This is a genomic window from Allobosea sp., from assembly GCF_017308075.1.
Taxonomy (GTDB): Bacteria; Pseudomonadota; Alphaproteobacteria; order Rhizobiales; family Beijerinckiaceae; genus Allobosea.
Map to the genome: position 1 here is coordinate 18,443 of NZ_JAFKFX010000024.1, position 14,045 is coordinate 32,487.

Sequence of the window (14,045 nt, forward strand, 5' to 3'; positions counted from 1 at the left end):
TCCGGGCCTTCGCCTCCCGCCCCCAGCCGCGATCCCAATCAAAATCGATCCTCGTATCGGCCTGAAGCGGAGGTTTCGTCGTGGCGGCGGAACCTCCCGGGCGCGCTCCGGTTGCAGTGTCTGGAAAGGCAACTCGTTTCGCCGCGCCGCTTTGGAGGCGGCGGGCGATGGTGGGCAGGGCGGTTCGCGCGGTCGCCGGAGGCTGCCGTACGGTCGTGCCGGCGATGGGCTGCCACCATCGGCTGCGTGGAGATGCGATGATCGGCGAGATGGAATTGATCGGCAGGCTGCTCATCGGCACGGCCGCAGGCGTGGCCGTCGGCTTCGAGCGGACGCGCAAGCAGAAGAGCGCGGGAATCCGCACCTTTGGTCTCGTCGGGCTGGGGACCGCGGCTGCCGCCTCGATCTTCAGCGAGCCCGGCCAGACCGATGCGGCGAGCCGTGTCGTGCAAGGCATCGTCACCGGAATCGGTTTCCTCGGGGCCGGCACCATCGTCCTGCGGGATCGCGAGCTGCATCCGCGTGGCCTGACCACCGCTGCGGCGATCTGGGTCACGGCGGCGCTGGGCTGCGCGGCCGGGCTGGGCGACTGGCCCATCGTCGCGACAGCGGTTTTCGTCGCGCTGCTCCTGCTTGCGGTCGATCACTCCATTGAGCGCTGGGCCGGCGGCGATCGCGATCAGGAGGCGGAGGCCTCCAGAGCAACGCAGGATCGCGAAGGGGCGCCGTCCAAGGCAGCGGAGCGCTGATCCCGCGAGCCATCGCGGCCTGCGCCTTGGCGGTGGCCCTGGTCTCGTAACGATCAATGGACGGCTTCGTCGCGCCGCAGCTCGAATGCCAGCATGGCCTCGGCGAGGGCTTCCAGTTCGCGGGCCTTTTCCGGACTGTCGGGCGCGCTGCTCAGCTCTGCCACCCGGCGCTGGGCGCGTTCGTAGTCCTCGTCGGTGTGGACGGCGATCGCGGTCTTCATGACAAGGCTCCTCGCTGCTGCCGCGAGAGCGATGTTGCGCGTGCACCCGCAGCGGGCTCAACGGTTCAGGTGGTGGACGGCAGGGCGCAGATGCGCGCGGGCGCGATTCCGCCGTACCGCAAATGCGGTAGGAGGTTATTCCTCCCGACCCCAGTCGCGCAGCTGACGGATCGTCGGGCGGGCGCGCCAGAGATCGACCGCGAGCCTGCCGCCGAAGCAGAGCGCGAAGCCGGGCAGCGCGGTGGCGAACGGCACGGCGGCGAGCCCCATGGCGCAGCCGCCCGAATCGCCGGCGCCGCATCTGGGATCGAACAGCAGGAAGACGAGGGCCAGCAGCGTGGCGAGCAAGGGGCCGAGCAGAAGACCGAGAAGCCCTGTCTTGAACGCGCGCCACAGCATCGGAATTGCCCCCGAACCCGGCGCGGCTGAACGACGCGCAAGGCATGATAGCGGCTCGGCGTCCCGGCGTCGCCTGGGGTGGCGCGCCGGTGCATTCGCCGGCAGCATCTTGCCGCTGGCGCCGCGAGGCCGTAAACGCGCGGCAGCCGCGCCGCCATGATCATGCCCGAAAGGCGGGCCATGGCGCTGCGCCTCGTCTGTGGGACCGGCCCGCGATCTCCCGTCGGCGTTCGGGCGGCCACAGGTTTGCGATCCCGCAAGGCGCGGCGGCCAGGCCGCAGCTGCAAGGAGTGTCGATGATCCCGTTCGGCTCTGGCCTCGACCGGCTCGCCGGCTTCGCCTCGGCGAGCCATTGGCGGGCCTGCCTGCTGCTGCTCCTGATTTCGCTCGGAGCCTTCCTGCCGGGCTTCGCCTCGCTGCCGCCCTTCGATCGCGACGAGCCGCGCTTCGCCCAGGCCAGCAAGCAGATGCTGGAGACGCGCGATTTCGTCGATATCCGCTTCCAGGACGAGGCCCGGCACAAGAAGCCGGTCGGCATCTACTGGTTGCAATCGGCCAGTGTCGCGGCCGGCGAGGCGCTCGGCGTTTCCGAGGCCCGCACGCAGATCTGGCTCTATCGCCTGCCGTCGCTGATCGGGGCGATCGCGACCGTACTCTTGAGCTATTGGGCGCTGCTCGCCTTCGTCGGCGCGCGCCTCGCTCTGCTCGGCGGGGCGCTGATGGCTGCGGCCGTGCTGCTCGGCGTCGAGGCGCGGATCGCCAAGACCGATGCGGTTCTCGCCGCCTGCGCCGTCGCGACGATGGGCGCGCTCGCCCGGGCCTGGCTCGACTGGACCCGCTCGCTCGCCTTCGTGCCCAGCCGCCACAACTGGCTGGTCTTCTGGGGCGCGACGGCGCTTGCTTTGCTGATCAAGGGGCCGATCGTGCCGATGGTCTGGGGCCTGGCCGCGCTGGTGCTCAGCATTCGCGAGCGCTCGCTGCGCTGGTTCGCCCCGCTGCGACCCGGCCGGGGTCTGCTGCTCTGCCTGGTCGCCGTCATGCCCTGGTTCATCGCCATCGCGCTGAAGAGTGGCGGCGAGTTCTTCGCCGAGAGCGTCGGCAAGGACATGCTCGGCAAGGTCGGCGAGGGGCAGGAGAAGCATTGGGGCCCGCCTGGGCTCTACCTCCTGCTGTTCTTCGGCACCTACTGGCCGGCGGCGGCGTTCGCCGCCATGGCGGTTCCCTTCGCCTGGGCAAGACGCCGCGAGCCGCAGATCCTGTTCCTGATCGCCTGGATACTGCCGTCCTGGCTCGTCTTCGAGGCGGTACCGACCAAGCTGCCGCATTACGTGCTGCCGCTCTATCCGGCGATCACGGCCCTGCTGCTGCTGGCGATGATCAATGGCGGCATCGACCGTTTCCGGCGCGGCGCGACGCTTACCGCGGCGCTGGTGGTGCTGGTGCCGGCCGCGCTCGTCGGCGTCGTGCTCTACGGCAACTGGACGCTCGACCGCACTCTGCCGTTCCTGGCATTGCCCGTTCTTGCGCTCGCCCTGTTCGTCGCCTGGCTCGTCTTCCGGGCCTTCCAGCGGGGCGAGATTGAGGGCGCGCTCTGGCGCGGCGTCGTCGCGAGCCTTTTGCTCAGCGCTGGCGTGCTCGGCCTTGCCGCGCCTAGCCTGCGTTCCCTGCAGATGTCGCCGCGGCTCGCCGAGGCCGTCCGTGCCGTGGGCTGTCCCGATCCGAAGGTCATCACCGTCGGCTATCGCGAGCCGAGCCTGGTGTTCCTGGTCGGGACCGATCTCGCCATGGGCTATGACGGCGCCGCGGCCGCCGCTTTCCTGCGCCAGCCGGGCTGTCGCGTCGCGCTCGTCGAGCAGCGCACGGCAGCTGATTTCGTCGCCGCCATCGCCGCCATCGACCCGCCGCCGCGCGTTGCCACCACTGTCCGGGGCTTCAACCTCAATGGCGGCAAGCGCCTTTCCATCAGCGTCTATGTGCGTGAGTGATCGACGCTTGCCCCGCTGCGCCAGTTGACGCAGTTTGCGCCCGCAACTGCAGAAAGACCTGTTTACGTGACCGAATCCGTGCCTCCTGACGGCTTGCCGCGCCTCAGCATCGTCGTCCCCGTCCGCAATGAGGAGGGCAATATCGCCCCGCTCCTGCGCGACATCGAGGCCGCTTGCGCGCAGACCGGCCTGTTCGAGGTGATCTATGTCGACGACGGCTCGAGCGACGGCACGGCCGGCGTGCTCGCCGGCCTGGCGGCGACGCGGCCCTGGCTGCGTGTCGTTGGCCACGCGCAGAGCTGCGGGCAGTCGGCAGCGGTGCGCAGCGGCGTCAGGGCCGCGCGGGCCGCGATCGTGGCGACGCTCGACGGCGACGGCCAGAACGATCCTTCCTTCCTGCCGGCGATGCTGGCCCAACTCGAGGCGGCCGGCCCGGGGGTCGGCCTGATCCAGGGGCAGAGGGTCGGGCGCAAGGATACCGGCTTCAAGCGCTTCCAGTCGCGCGTCGCCAACAAGGTGCGCGGCGCCGTGCTGAAGGACGCGACGCGGGATACCGGCTGCGGCCTGAAATGCTTCCGCCGCGAGGCCTATCTGGCCTTGCCCTATTTCGACGCGCTGCACCGCTTCATGCCGGCCCTGATCGTGCGCGAGGGTTATGCGGTCGCCCATCACGATGTGCGCGACCGTCAGCGCATCAGCGGCGTCTCGAATTACGGCTTCTTCGATCGGCTCTGGGTCGGCATGCTCGACCTGATGGGCGTATGGTGGCTGATCAGGCGCCGCAGGCGGGTGCCGCAGCTCCGAGGGGAGGCGCGCTGATGCTCGTCGACCTGCAGAACATGATCGGTGACTATTTCCACGACGTCTTCGTCAACAATGTCGACTGGTGGGTGCTGCTCGGCGTGGTCGCGCAGGGTCTCTTCACCATGCGCTTCGTGGTGCAGTGGCTTGCCAGCGAGAAGGCGCAGCGCTCGGTCGTGCCGATGACCTTCTGGTGGTTCTCGATCGGCGGCGGCGCGCTGCTGCTGGTCTATGCGCTCTATCGGCGCGACCCGGTCTTCATCCTCGGCCAGGGCTTCGGCCTGTTCGTCTATCTGCGTAATCTGCAATTCGTCCTGCGCGCCAAGGCGCGCGGCGAGGATACCAATTCCGGCCCGGGCTGAGCGGCTGCGTCCAGACGGCGATGCGGCGTCATTCCGGGGCTCAGGCCTGTCGGCCCGCCCCGGAATGACGGCGGAGTTTCACCTGAGGCCAGCGGACTTCAACTCGCCGCCCTCAGCCGGGCAAAGCCGGCATCGAGGTCTTCCTTGAGATCCTCGAGGTCTTCCAGCCCGATATGCAGACGGATCGTCGGGCCGGCGAAGCCTGGCTTGGTCGCCGTGCGATAGGCCGTGCAGTCGAAGGGCAGGACGAGGCTTTCATAGCCGCCCCAGGACGCGCCCATGCCGAACAGGGAGAGCCCGTCCAGCATCGCGCCGACGGCCTTGGTCGCAACCGGCTTGAGTTCGATCGCGAACAGCGAGGAGGCGCCGGTGAAATCGCGCTTCCAGATCGCGTGGCCGGGATCGCTCGGCAGGGCCGGGTGCAGCACGCGCGCGACCTCCGGGCGGGCGGCGAGCCAGTTCGCCATCTCGATTCCGGCCGGCATCTGCTCCTTCAGCCGGATCTGCATGGTGCGGATACCGCGCAGCGTCAGGAAGGCGTCCTCGGGCGCGATGATCACGCCGAGCGTCTCCCAGGCCTCGCGCAGGCGCTTGTAGAGCGCGGGCGTGCGGGCCGAGACGGTCCCGATCAGCACGTCCGAATGGCCGGCATAGTATTTGGTGCCGGCCTGGACCGAGAGGTCGACGCCTAATTTATGCGAGTCGAAGAAGAGCGGCGTCGCCCAGGTGTTGTCCATCAGTACCAGCACGTCGCGGGCATGCGCAGCTTCGACGATCGCCGGGATGTCCTGCATCTCGAAGGTCTGCGAACCGGGGGCCTCGGTCCAGACCGCCTTGGTGTTCGGCTTGAACAGATCGGCGATCCCGGCACCGATGGCCGGATCGTAATAGGTCACCTCGACGCCCATCCGCGACAGCATCTTGTCGCAGAACATTCGCGTCGGCCGGTAGACGCTGTCCGTCACCAGCAGGTGGTCGCCGGAGGAGAGCACGGCGAGCAGGGGCAGGGTGCAGGCCATCAGGCCGGAGGGGCAGACCACCGAGCCGGCGCCGCCTTCCATTGTGTTGAGCGCCGCCACCAGCGCATCGATCGTCGGGTTGCCCTGCGTGCCATAGGTGTAGCGCGCCTTGCGGAGGAGAAAGTCCTCCATGTTCGGGTAGACGACCGTGGAGCCGCGCACGATCGGCGGGTTGACGAAGCCGTAGGAATCCGCCGGATCGCGACCGGCGAGGACGAGGCGTGTCTTCTCGCGAAGACGCGAGAATTCGGGTGTCGACAGCTTTTTCATGGGATCTAGGCCGGGCCGCGGAGCAGGAATCGGGGGCGGTCGCACTTGACCACCCTATGAAACTCGCATGTGATGTTTGAGGTGAAAAGAGGCGGGTGTGCGGGGGAGCCTTTGCTTGACGCTCATGGGTTGCTCTGGCAATCGACCGAGGCCGGACGCTCCCTAGAATGGTGCATCAAACGGGACATCCAAGTCGCGACGATGCCAGGGAACCGGCATGCTCCCAGCGGCAGCAGCCGACGGGGAAATCAATGGGAGAGATGACGATGAAGAAGTTCATGGCAGCCGCGGTCGCCGGGCTGGGACTGGCGCTGGCCGCGACGACGGCACAGGCGCAGGCGCCCCAGACGCTCGCGCAGGTGAAGAACCGCAACGTCCTGAACTGCGGCTCCAATACCGGCCTTGCCGGTTTCGGTCTGCCGGATGCGCAGGGCAATTGGGTCGGTCTCGACGTCGATCTCTGCCGGGCGATCTCGGCCACGATCTTCAACGACCCGACCAAGATCAAGTTCATCCCGCTCTCGGCCAAGGATCGCTTCACTGCGCTCCAGTCGGGCGAGGTCGATGTTCTCGTCCGCAACTCGACCTGGACGATGTCGCGCGACACCGCGCTCGGCCTGCTCTTCACCGGCGTCAACTATTATGACGGCCAGGGCTTCATGGTGCGCAAGAAGCTCGGCGTGACTTCGGCGCTGCAGCTCTCCGGCGCCTCGGTCTGCACCCAGCAGGGCACCACGACCGAGCTCAACCTCGCCGACTTCTTCCGCGCCAACAATCTGAAATACGAGGTCGTCGCGTTCGCCACCTCCGACGAGACGGTCAAGGCCTATGATTCCGGGCGCTGCGACGCCTTCACCACCGACGCCTCCGGCCTCTATGCCGAGCGCCTGAAGCTGACCGCGCCGGACGACCATATGGTCCTGCCCGAGATCATCTCCAAGGAGCCCCTCGGACCGGCGACGCGCAACAACGACGCGCAGTGGTTCAACCTGGTGAAGTGGGTGCACTTCGCCATGGTCAATGCCGAGGAACTCGGTGTGACCAAGGCCAATGTCGACGAGATGCTGAAGTCGCCGAATCCGGAGATCAAGCGCCTGCTCGGGACCGAAGGCAAGTTCGGCGAGGCCATCGGCCTGACGCCCGACTGGGCCTACCGGATCATCAAGCATGTCGGCAATTACGGCGAGAGCTTCGAGAAAAACGTCGGTCAGGGTTCGCTGCTGAAGATCGCCCGCGGTCAGAACGCGCTCTGGACCAAGGGCGGCCTGCAATACGCCCCGCCGGTGCGCTGAGTTGACGGGGGCGGCCGCTTCGCGCGGCCGCCCCTTTCGTGTTTCCGGGAAGACTTGAAGAGGCTGGTTTGCACGGGGCGGGTGGGCCTCGGATTCGCCAGCCGGCAGAGAACGGGCCGAACCCGTTCCGCCTGACAGGGGAAAAGCATGTTGAAATTCATCAGCGCGGCGTTGCTGGTCGCCGCGAGCGTATTCGGCTCCGCGAATGCGCAGGCGCCCCGGACCCTCGATCAGGTCAAGAGCCGCGGCGCCCTGAACTGCGGTGCAAATCCCGGCCTGATCGGCTTCGGCGCGCCCGACGCGCAGGGCAACTGGGCTGGGCTCGATGTCGAATACTGCCGCGCCATCGCCGCGGCCATCTTCGGCGACGCCTCCAAGGTCAAGTTCATCCCGCTCTCGGCCAATGACCGCTTCAAGGCACTTCTGGCCGGCGAGGTCGATGTGCTGATCCGCAATTCGACCTGGACGATCTCGAACGACACGCCCCCCGGTCTACTCTTCGTCGGTGTCAATTACTATGATGGCCAGGCGATCATGGTGCGCCGCAAGCTCGGTGCGACCTCGGTGATGCAGCTGTCAGGCGCGTCGATCTGCGCGCAGCGCGGCACTACGACCGAACTCAATCTCGCCGACTACTTTCGCGTCAACAAGCTGAAGTACAAGCTCGTTTCCTTCGATACCGGCGCCGAGACGATCAAGGCCTACGATGCCGGCCGCTGCGACGCCTTCACCACGGACGCATCGTCGCTCTATGCCGAGCGCCTGAAGCTGTCGGCGCCGGATGATCACATGGTGCTGCTCGAGATCATCTCGAAGGAGCCTCTCGGTCCTTTGACGCGCGACAATGACTCGCAATGGTTCAAGCTGGTGCGCTGGGTCCACTTCGCCATGCTGAACGCCGAGGAGCTCGGCGTTACCAAAGCCAATGTCGACCAGATGCTGAAATCGGAGAATCCGGAGATCCGGCGTCTCCTGGGGATCGACGGGGCGTTCGGGGAGGGGCTCGGCTTGACCAAGGATTGGGCCTACCGGATCATCAAGCAGGTCGGCAATTACGGCGAGAGCTTCGAACGCACGGTCGGCAACCGCTCGGTCCTGAAGATGATGCGCGGCCAGAACGCGCTCTGGACCAATGGCGGTCTGCAATACGCGCCGCCGATCCGGTAAACCAGGGCCGTTGCGGGCAGGTCGAGCCGCTCGTCCCGACGTCTCTTCTTACGGCTACGACGAAATTCTTGTTGCTATGACGAAAGGAGACAGGCGGACCGGAGGCTGGTCCGGGACTTGCTAGCTAACCGAGAACGGGCAGGAACCCGTTCCGCCAAACAGGGGAAAGCAAGATGAAGAAATTTATGGGCGCGGCGTTGATCGCCGCCGCCGGCGTGATCGGAGTCTCCGCTGCACAGGCGCAGGGCGGCGGCCTGCTCGCGCAGGTCAAGAGCAAGGGCGTGCTGACCTGCGGTGTCGGCCCCGGGCTTGCCGGCTTCGGAATGCCAGACGCACAGGGCAATTGGAGCGGCCTCGATGTCGATCTCTGCCGCGCCATCGCGGCGGCGATCTTCAACGATCCCGCCAAGGTCAAGTTCATCCCGCTCTCGTCGAAGGATCGCTTCACGGCGCTGCAATCGGGCGAGGTCGACCTGCTCTCGCGCAACACCACCTGGACGATGTCGCGCGACACCTCGCTCGGCCTGAACTTCGCGGGCGTCAACTATTATGACGGCCAGGGCTTCATGGTGCGCAAGAAGCTGGGCGTCGACTCGGCGATGAAGCTCGAGGGCGCCTCGGTCTGTACCCAGCAGGGCACCACGACCGAGCTCAACCTCGCCGACTTCTTCCGCACCAACAAGATGAAATACGAGGTCGTCGCCTTCGCCAGCAATGACGAGACCGTCAAGGCCTACGAGTCCGGCCGCTGCGACGCCTTCACCACCGATGCCTCCGGCCTCTATGCCGAGCGGCTGAAGCTCAGCACCCCCACCGATCACATCGTGCTGCCGGAGATCATCTCCAAGGAGCCGCTCGGCCCCGTGGTGCGCCATGGCGACGATCTCTGGCTCGATGTCGTCAAATGGACGCACAATGCCATGCTGAATGCCGAGGAGCTCGGCATCACCAAGGCCAATGTCGACGAGATGCTTAAATCGGAGAATCCCGAGATCAAGCGCCTGGTCGGCACCGAGGGCAAGTTCGGCGAGGCGATCGGCCTGACCAATGACTGGGCCTACCGGATCGTCAAGCATATCGGCAATTACGGCGAGAGCTTCGAGCGCAATGTCGGGATGGGCTCGCTCCTGAAGATCGCGCGCGGCCAGAACGCGCTCTGGACCAAGGGAGGTCTGCAATACGCGCCGCCGATCCGGTGAGCTGACATTCAGCGGCGCGCCGCCCTCGGGTCGCGCGCCGTCCACCTTGTCTCCATTCGGGTGAGCCGGATAAAAATGGCCGCGATCGGTTCCTTCAGGGATCGCTTCCGGACCTCGGCCGCCAGACCAAAAAAAGGGCGTCAGACGTGTCCACGACTTCAACGGAACCGGTTCGACCGGGCAGAGCATCGCTCCTCTACGATCCCAGGATCAGAGGCTATATCTATCAGCTGGCCTTGCTCGCCATCGTCGGTTTCCTGATCTATTCGGCCGCGTCCAACGCCATCGAGAACCTGCGCGCGCAGAAGATCGCTTCGGGTTTCGGCTTCTGGCACAACGCCTCGGGCTTCGACGTCAACCAGAAGCTGATCCCCTATGACGCCTCGACCGGCACCTATGGCAGGGCCTTCTATGTCGGCCTGCTCAACACGCTGCTCGTCGCCGCGATCGGCATCGTGCTCTCGACCTTCCTCGGCTTCTTCGTCGGCGTCGCCCGGCTTTCGAGCAACTGGGTCGTGGCGAAGATCGCGATGGTCTATGTCGAGATCATCCGCAATCTGCCGCTGCTGCTGCAATTGTTCTTCTGGTACAATGCGGTTCTGAAGCCGCTGCCCAATCCGCGCCAGTCGATCCAGCTGCCGGCCGGGGCGCTGCTCAACAATCGCGGGCTCTACATTCCCGACCCGCATCTCGGCCCCGGCGGCAGCCTGATCATCTGGGCCTTCCTGATCGGCATCGCCGCGACGCTGGTCTTCCGTCACTGGGCCCGCAAGCAGCAGGCCGCGACCGGCAAGCAGTATCCGATCGGGCTCGTCGCGCTCGGCCTGGTCGTGCTCCTGCCGCTGGCGGTCTATTTCGCCACGGGACGCCCGGTTTCCTTCGTCTATCCGGAGCTCGCCGGCTTCAACCTGCGCGGCGGCATCCAGATTTTCCCCGAATTCGTCGCGCTGCTGCTGGGCCTCACCACCTATACCGCGGGCTTCATCGCCGAGGTGGTGCGTGCCGGAATCCTCGCCGTGTCCAAGGGCCAGACCGAAGCCGCCAATGCGCTCGGGCTGAGGGCCGGGCCGACGCTCAAGCTGGTGGTGATCCCGCAGGCCATGCGGGTGATCATCCCGCCGCTGACCTCGAACTATCTCAACCTGACCAAGAACTCTTCGCTTGCCGTGGCGATCGGCTATCCCGATCTCGTCCAGGTCTTCACCGGCACGGTGCTCAACCAGACCGGCCAGGCGGTCGAGGTCGTCGCCATCACCATGGCGGTCTACCTGACGATCTCGCTGGTGACGTCGCTGTTCATGAACATCTACAACCGGCGCATGGCGCTGGTCGAACGGTGAGGGCGCTGCGATGACCGATGCAACCACCGAAATGGCGCCCTACGCCTTCGTCCGCAAGGAAACCCTCGAGCAGCAGGCGGCGCCGCTTTCCGTCGCCGGCCCGCTGGCCTGGGTCCGCAACAACCTGTTCTCGGGGCCGCTCAACACGTTGCTGACGCTGCTCTGCGTCTACATCGTCGCGACGAGTCTGCCCGAGCTCATCCGCTTCTATTTCATCGATGCCGTCTGGACCGGTGCGAATCGCGATGCCTGCCTCGCCGACAAGGTCGGCCGGCCGGTCGGCGCCTGCTGGGCCTATGTCGCCGACCGCCTGCAATACTTCATCTATGGTTCCTATCCGATCAGCGAGCGCTGGCGGGTGAACATCGTCTTCGCGATGTTCGCGCTCGGTGTCGTCTGGATGCTCTGGACCCAGGCGCCGAAGAAGAAGCTCGGCTTCTTCTACTTCTTCGTGCTGATGCCGATCTCGGCCTATGTGCTGCTGCTCGGCGGGGCCGGCGCGGAGCGCCTGGTGCGCAACGGCATGGTCCTGTCGCTCGCGCTGGCGGCGATCTATGTCGTGCTCTCCTTCGTGCCGCAACTGGTTGGCTTCTATCTCGGCTCGGCCAATCTCGCCGTGGTCCAGGAGGCTTCGCCGCTGAAGCGTTTCTCCGGCCCCAAGCAGCTCATCCTGTTCGCGCTCGTCGTCTTCGGCGCGCTCGGCGTGCTGGCGAGCTCGATCGGCCTGCCGCGCGTCGACACCGGGCTCTGGGGCGGCATGACCGTGACCTTCCTGATCGCGGCGGTCGGCATCGTCTTCTCGCTGCCCTTCGGCATCTTGCTCGCCCTCGGGCGGCGCTCGAAGCTGCCGATCATCCAGCTCATCTCGGTGATCTTCATCGAGTTCGTGCGCGGCGTGCCGCTGATCACGGTGCTGTTCATGGCCAACACCATGCTGCCGCTGTTCGTGCCGCAGGAATATTCGCCGGACCGCCTGCTGCGGCCGCTGATCGGCGTCGCCATGTTCGCCGCCGCCTATATGGCGGAGGTTATCCGCGGTGGCCTGCAGGCGATGCCCAAGGGCCAGTATGAAGGGGCGATGTCGCTCGGGCTCGGCTATTGGAGCATGATGCGGCTGATCATCCTGCCGCAGGCGCTGCGCATCGTGATCCCCGGCATCGTCAACACCTTCATCGGGTTGTTCAAGGATACGACGCTGGTCACCATCGTCGGCATTTTCGACTTCCTGCGGACCATCGAGGCGACCCTGGTCGATCCGACCTGGGCGACGCCGACCACCCGCGCGACCGGCTATGCCTTCGCCGCGGTCTTTTATTTCCTGTGTTGTTGGGGCATGTCTCGCTATTCGATCTCGGTCGAGAAGCGGCTCGCCGCCGGCCAGAAGCGTTGAGGAGAACTGGGAACATGGCCATGGCAGAGACCAAGACGAGCGCCGCGCGCCCCGCCGCCCTGAAGCAGACCTCGCTGAACACGGCGACGGCGGTCGAGATGATCGGCGTCAACAAGTGGTATGGCGAGTTTCATGTCCTGCGCGACATCAACCTCAAGGTCGGCCGCGGCGAGAAGCTGGTGATCTGCGGCCCGTCCGGCTCGGGCAAGTCGACGATGATCCGCTGCATCAACCGGCTGGAAGAGCACCAGAAGGGGCAGATCATCGTCGACGGCACGGAACTCACCAACGATCTCAAGAAGATCGACGAGATCCGCCGCGATGTCGGCATGGTTTTCCAGCACTTCAACCTGTTCCCGCATCTGACGATCCTGGAGAATCTGACGCTGGCGCCGATCTGGGTGCGCAAAATGCCGAAGAAGGATGCCGAGGAGATCGCGATGCACTATCTCACCCGCGTCAAGATCCCCGAGCAGGCGGCCAAATACCCCGGCCAGCTCTCGGGCGGCCAGCAGCAGCGCGTCGCGATCGCCCGCTCGCTCTGCATGAGCCCGAAGATCATGCTGTTCGACGAGCCGACCTCGGCGCTCGACCCGGAAATGGTCAAGGAAGTGCTCGACACCATGGTCTCGCTGGCGGACGAGGGCATGACCATGCTCTGCGTCACCCACGAAATGGGCTTCGCCCGCCAGGTCGCCGACCGTGTCATCTTCATGGACGCCGGCCAGATCGTCGAGATGAACGAGCCCAACGAGTTCTTCAAGAACCCGCAGCACGAGCGCACCAAGCTCTTCCTCAGCCAGATCCTGCACTGACCGCAGGTATCTGCTCTTCAGACAGGTTTTCCGGAACGGCGTCCGCTCAGGCGGGCGCCGTTTTGGCTATGGCGGGATCTCGGACAAGGCCTCGACCCGCGTTCACGATTGGTTCAAAAAACTTGCCCATGGTCGCGCCAAGTTTGCGGCAGTGTCCCCGCTGCCGCCGTATTGGAGAACGACCATGAAGCGTATCATCCCCGCCCTCGTCGCGGTCCTGCTCGCCGGGGCCGGCGCTTCTGCCCAGAGCCTGAACATCGGGCCGGGCGGCATCACGGTCGACCCGCGCACGCCGCGCGAACGCGCGATCGATCGCGAAATTCGCCGCGAGGAGAGGGAGCGCGAGATCCGTCGCGAAGAGCGCGCTCGGGAGCGCGACGCCTATGAGCGTCGTCGTGAATGGGAACGCCGCCGCGACTGGCGTGAAGGCCGCCGTGGCGAGCGCTGCCGCACCATCACCACTGTCGAGGAGACCCGCCGCGGGCCTGTTCGGCGCACGACCCGCATCTGCGATTGAGCAGGCCCTTCCGGGCGCTATCGGGTCGGCGCGGATCGCGCCGGCCTTTTTTGTTTCGCGTCCTACTCAAGGCCAATCCGGAACTTTCTGGTGATTTTCCGGTTGTTCGCCACAGAAGCAGAGGAAAAACGCGATGAAACTCGCTTTGTCTACGATCGCCGTCGGGCTGCTGCTCGGCAGCGCCGGCGTCAGCGCCCAGTCCGTGAATATCGGCCCCGGCGGCATCTCCGTCGACCCGCGTACGCAGCGTGAGCGCGCCATAGACCGCGAGATTCGTCGCGAGGAGCGCTGGCGCGAGCGTGAGCGCTATGAGCGTCGCCGCGACTGGCGGGCAGAGCGTGGCCGCGATTGCCGCACCATCACGGAAACCCGAGAGACCCCGCGCGGCGAGGTCAGGCGCACCACCCGCGTCTGCGACTGATCGCTCACGATCGGGGCAGGCAGGATCGGGGCAGGTCGGAAACCAAAGGGCCCGTCCCGCGGCAGCGGGGCGGGCCTCGACTTTCTGGCGGTTCGGGC

Annotated in this window: 15 protein-coding genes; 12 read left to right on the plus strand and 3 right to left on the minus strand. The window is 66.1% G+C overall.

The annotated features are described in order from the left end of the window. Positions 1-257: 257 nt before the first annotated feature. Complete coding sequence (locus J0J10_RS03405; protein ID WP_291645299.1) at positions 258-749, plus strand: MgtC/SapB family protein; 492 nt, start codon at positions 258-260, stop codon at positions 747-749. Between the two features lie 53 nt (positions 750-802). Here J0J10_RS03405 and J0J10_RS03410 read toward each other — a convergent pair whose 3' ends face one another. Then, a complete protein-coding gene (locus tag J0J10_RS03410; protein WP_291645300.1) occupies positions 803-970 on the minus strand; it encodes a hypothetical protein in 168 nt (55 codons plus the stop codon). Positions 971-1,105: 135 nt separating this feature from the next. Continuing rightward, positions 1,106-1,369: a hypothetical protein gene (locus J0J10_RS03415; protein ID WP_291645301.1), complete on the minus strand. Its 264-nt coding sequence runs from the start codon at positions 1,367-1,369 to the stop codon at positions 1,106-1,108. A gap of 296 nt (positions 1,370-1,665) precedes the next feature. Here J0J10_RS03415 and J0J10_RS03420 point away from each other — a divergent pair, with 296 nt between their 5' ends. From J0J10_RS03420 to J0J10_RS03430, 3 genes are all read left to right on the plus strand, one after another. Next, positions 1,666-3,354 carry an ArnT family glycosyltransferase gene (locus J0J10_RS03420; protein WP_291645302.1) on the plus strand — a complete coding sequence of 563 codons (1,689 nt, stop codon included), beginning with the start codon at positions 1,666-1,668 and terminating at the stop codon, positions 3,352-3,354. A gap of 66 nt (positions 3,355-3,420) precedes the next feature. Beyond that, positions 3,421-4,173: a glycosyltransferase family 2 protein gene (locus J0J10_RS03425; RefSeq protein ID WP_291637396.1), complete on the plus strand. Its 753-nt coding sequence runs from the start codon at positions 3,421-3,423 to the stop codon at positions 4,171-4,173. Continuing rightward, entirely contained in the window at positions 4,173-4,517 is a 345-nt protein-coding gene (locus J0J10_RS03430; RefSeq protein ID WP_291637398.1) for a lipid-A-disaccharide synthase N-terminal domain-containing protein, read from the plus strand. The genes J0J10_RS03425 and J0J10_RS03430 overlap by 1 nt, the downstream gene beginning before the upstream one ends. Positions 4,518-4,615: 98 nt before the next feature. Here the strand turns inward: J0J10_RS03430 and metC are convergent, their stop codons facing one another. After that, a complete protein-coding gene (metC, locus tag J0J10_RS03435) occupies positions 4,616-5,806 on the minus strand; it encodes a cystathionine beta-lyase (RefSeq protein ID WP_291645303.1) in 1,191 nt (396 codons plus the stop codon). Positions 5,807-6,072: 266 nt separating this feature from the next. Here metC and J0J10_RS03440 point away from each other — a divergent pair, with 266 nt between their 5' ends. The 8 genes from J0J10_RS03440 to J0J10_RS03475 all read left to right on the plus strand — a co-directional run bounded on the left by J0J10_RS03440 (position 6,073) and on the right by J0J10_RS03475 (position 13,947). Beyond that, positions 6,073-7,098, plus strand: a complete 1,026-nt coding sequence (locus J0J10_RS03440) for an amino acid ABC transporter substrate-binding protein (protein WP_291637401.1) — start codon at positions 6,073-6,075, stop codon at positions 7,096-7,098. A 147-nt stretch (positions 7,099-7,245) separates the two neighbouring features. Further along, complete coding sequence (locus J0J10_RS03445; RefSeq protein ID WP_291645304.1) at positions 7,246-8,265, plus strand: amino acid ABC transporter substrate-binding protein; 1,020 nt, start codon at positions 7,246-7,248, stop codon at positions 8,263-8,265. 173 nt (positions 8,266-8,438) lie between these two features. After that, positions 8,439-9,464 carry an amino acid ABC transporter substrate-binding protein gene (locus J0J10_RS03450; RefSeq protein WP_291637403.1) on the plus strand — a complete coding sequence of 342 codons (1,026 nt, stop codon included), beginning with the start codon at positions 8,439-8,441 and terminating at the stop codon, positions 9,462-9,464. A gap of 146 nt (positions 9,465-9,610) precedes the next feature. Beyond that, complete coding sequence (locus J0J10_RS03455; RefSeq protein ID WP_291645305.1) at positions 9,611-10,804, plus strand: amino acid ABC transporter permease; 1,194 nt, start codon at positions 9,611-9,613, stop codon at positions 10,802-10,804. 10 nt (positions 10,805-10,814) lie between these two features. Beyond that, positions 10,815-12,194: an amino acid ABC transporter permease gene (locus tag J0J10_RS03460; protein WP_291645306.1), complete on the plus strand. Its 1,380-nt coding sequence runs from the start codon at positions 10,815-10,817 to the stop codon at positions 12,192-12,194. A 20-nt stretch (positions 12,195-12,214) separates the two neighbouring features. Next, on the plus strand, positions 12,215-13,009 hold the full coding sequence (locus tag J0J10_RS03465; protein WP_452116506.1) for an amino acid ABC transporter ATP-binding protein: 795 nt from the start codon (positions 12,215-12,217) through the stop codon (positions 13,007-13,009). A 184-nt stretch (positions 13,010-13,193) separates the two neighbouring features. Beyond that, entirely contained in the window at positions 13,194-13,526 is a 333-nt protein-coding gene (locus tag J0J10_RS03470; protein WP_291645307.1) for a hypothetical protein, read from the plus strand. Positions 13,527-13,659: 133 nt separating this feature from the next. Continuing rightward, on the plus strand, positions 13,660-13,947 hold the full coding sequence (locus J0J10_RS03475) for a hypothetical protein (RefSeq protein ID WP_291645308.1): 288 nt from the start codon (positions 13,660-13,662) through the stop codon (positions 13,945-13,947). Positions 13,948-14,045: the final 98 nt, after the last annotated feature.

Bases quoted from the DNA above. Each gene is read 5' to 3' on its own strand.
- J0J10_RS03405 (WP_291645299.1), top strand. From the start codon at position 258: ATGATCGGCGAGATGGAATTGATCGGCAGGCTGCTCATCGGCACGGCC.
- J0J10_RS03410 (WP_291645300.1), bottom strand. From the start codon at position 970: ATGAAGACCGCGATCGCCGTCCACACCGACGAGGACTACGAACGCGCC.
- J0J10_RS03415 (WP_291645301.1), bottom strand. From the start codon at position 1,369: ATGCTGTGGCGCGCGTTCAAGACAGGGCTTCTCGGTCTTCTGCTCGGC.
- J0J10_RS03420 (WP_291645302.1), top strand. From the start codon at position 1,666: ATGATCCCGTTCGGCTCTGGCCTCGACCGGCTCGCCGGCTTCGCCTCG.
- J0J10_RS03430 (WP_291637398.1), top strand. From the start codon at position 4,173: ATGCTCGTCGACCTGCAGAACATGATCGGTGACTATTTCCACGACGTC.
- metC (WP_291645303.1), bottom strand. From the start codon at position 5,806: ATGAAAAAGCTGTCGACACCCGAATTCTCGCGTCTTCGCGAGAAGACA.
- J0J10_RS03440 (WP_291637401.1), top strand. From the start codon at position 6,073: ATGAAGAAGTTCATGGCAGCCGCGGTCGCCGGGCTGGGACTGGCGCTG.
- J0J10_RS03445 (WP_291645304.1), top strand. From the start codon at position 7,246: ATGTTGAAATTCATCAGCGCGGCGTTGCTGGTCGCCGCGAGCGTATTC.
- J0J10_RS03450 (WP_291637403.1), top strand. From the start codon at position 8,439: ATGAAGAAATTTATGGGCGCGGCGTTGATCGCCGCCGCCGGCGTGATC.
- J0J10_RS03460 (WP_291645306.1), top strand. From the start codon at position 10,815: ATGACCGATGCAACCACCGAAATGGCGCCCTACGCCTTCGTCCGCAAG.
- J0J10_RS03465 (WP_452116506.1), top strand. From the start codon at position 12,215: ATGGCAGAGACCAAGACGAGCGCCGCGCGCCCCGCCGCCCTGAAGCAG.
- J0J10_RS03470 (WP_291645307.1), top strand. From the start codon at position 13,194: ATGAAGCGTATCATCCCCGCCCTCGTCGCGGTCCTGCTCGCCGGGGCC.
- J0J10_RS03475 (WP_291645308.1), top strand. From the start codon at position 13,660: ATGAAACTCGCTTTGTCTACGATCGCCGTCGGGCTGCTGCTCGGCAGC.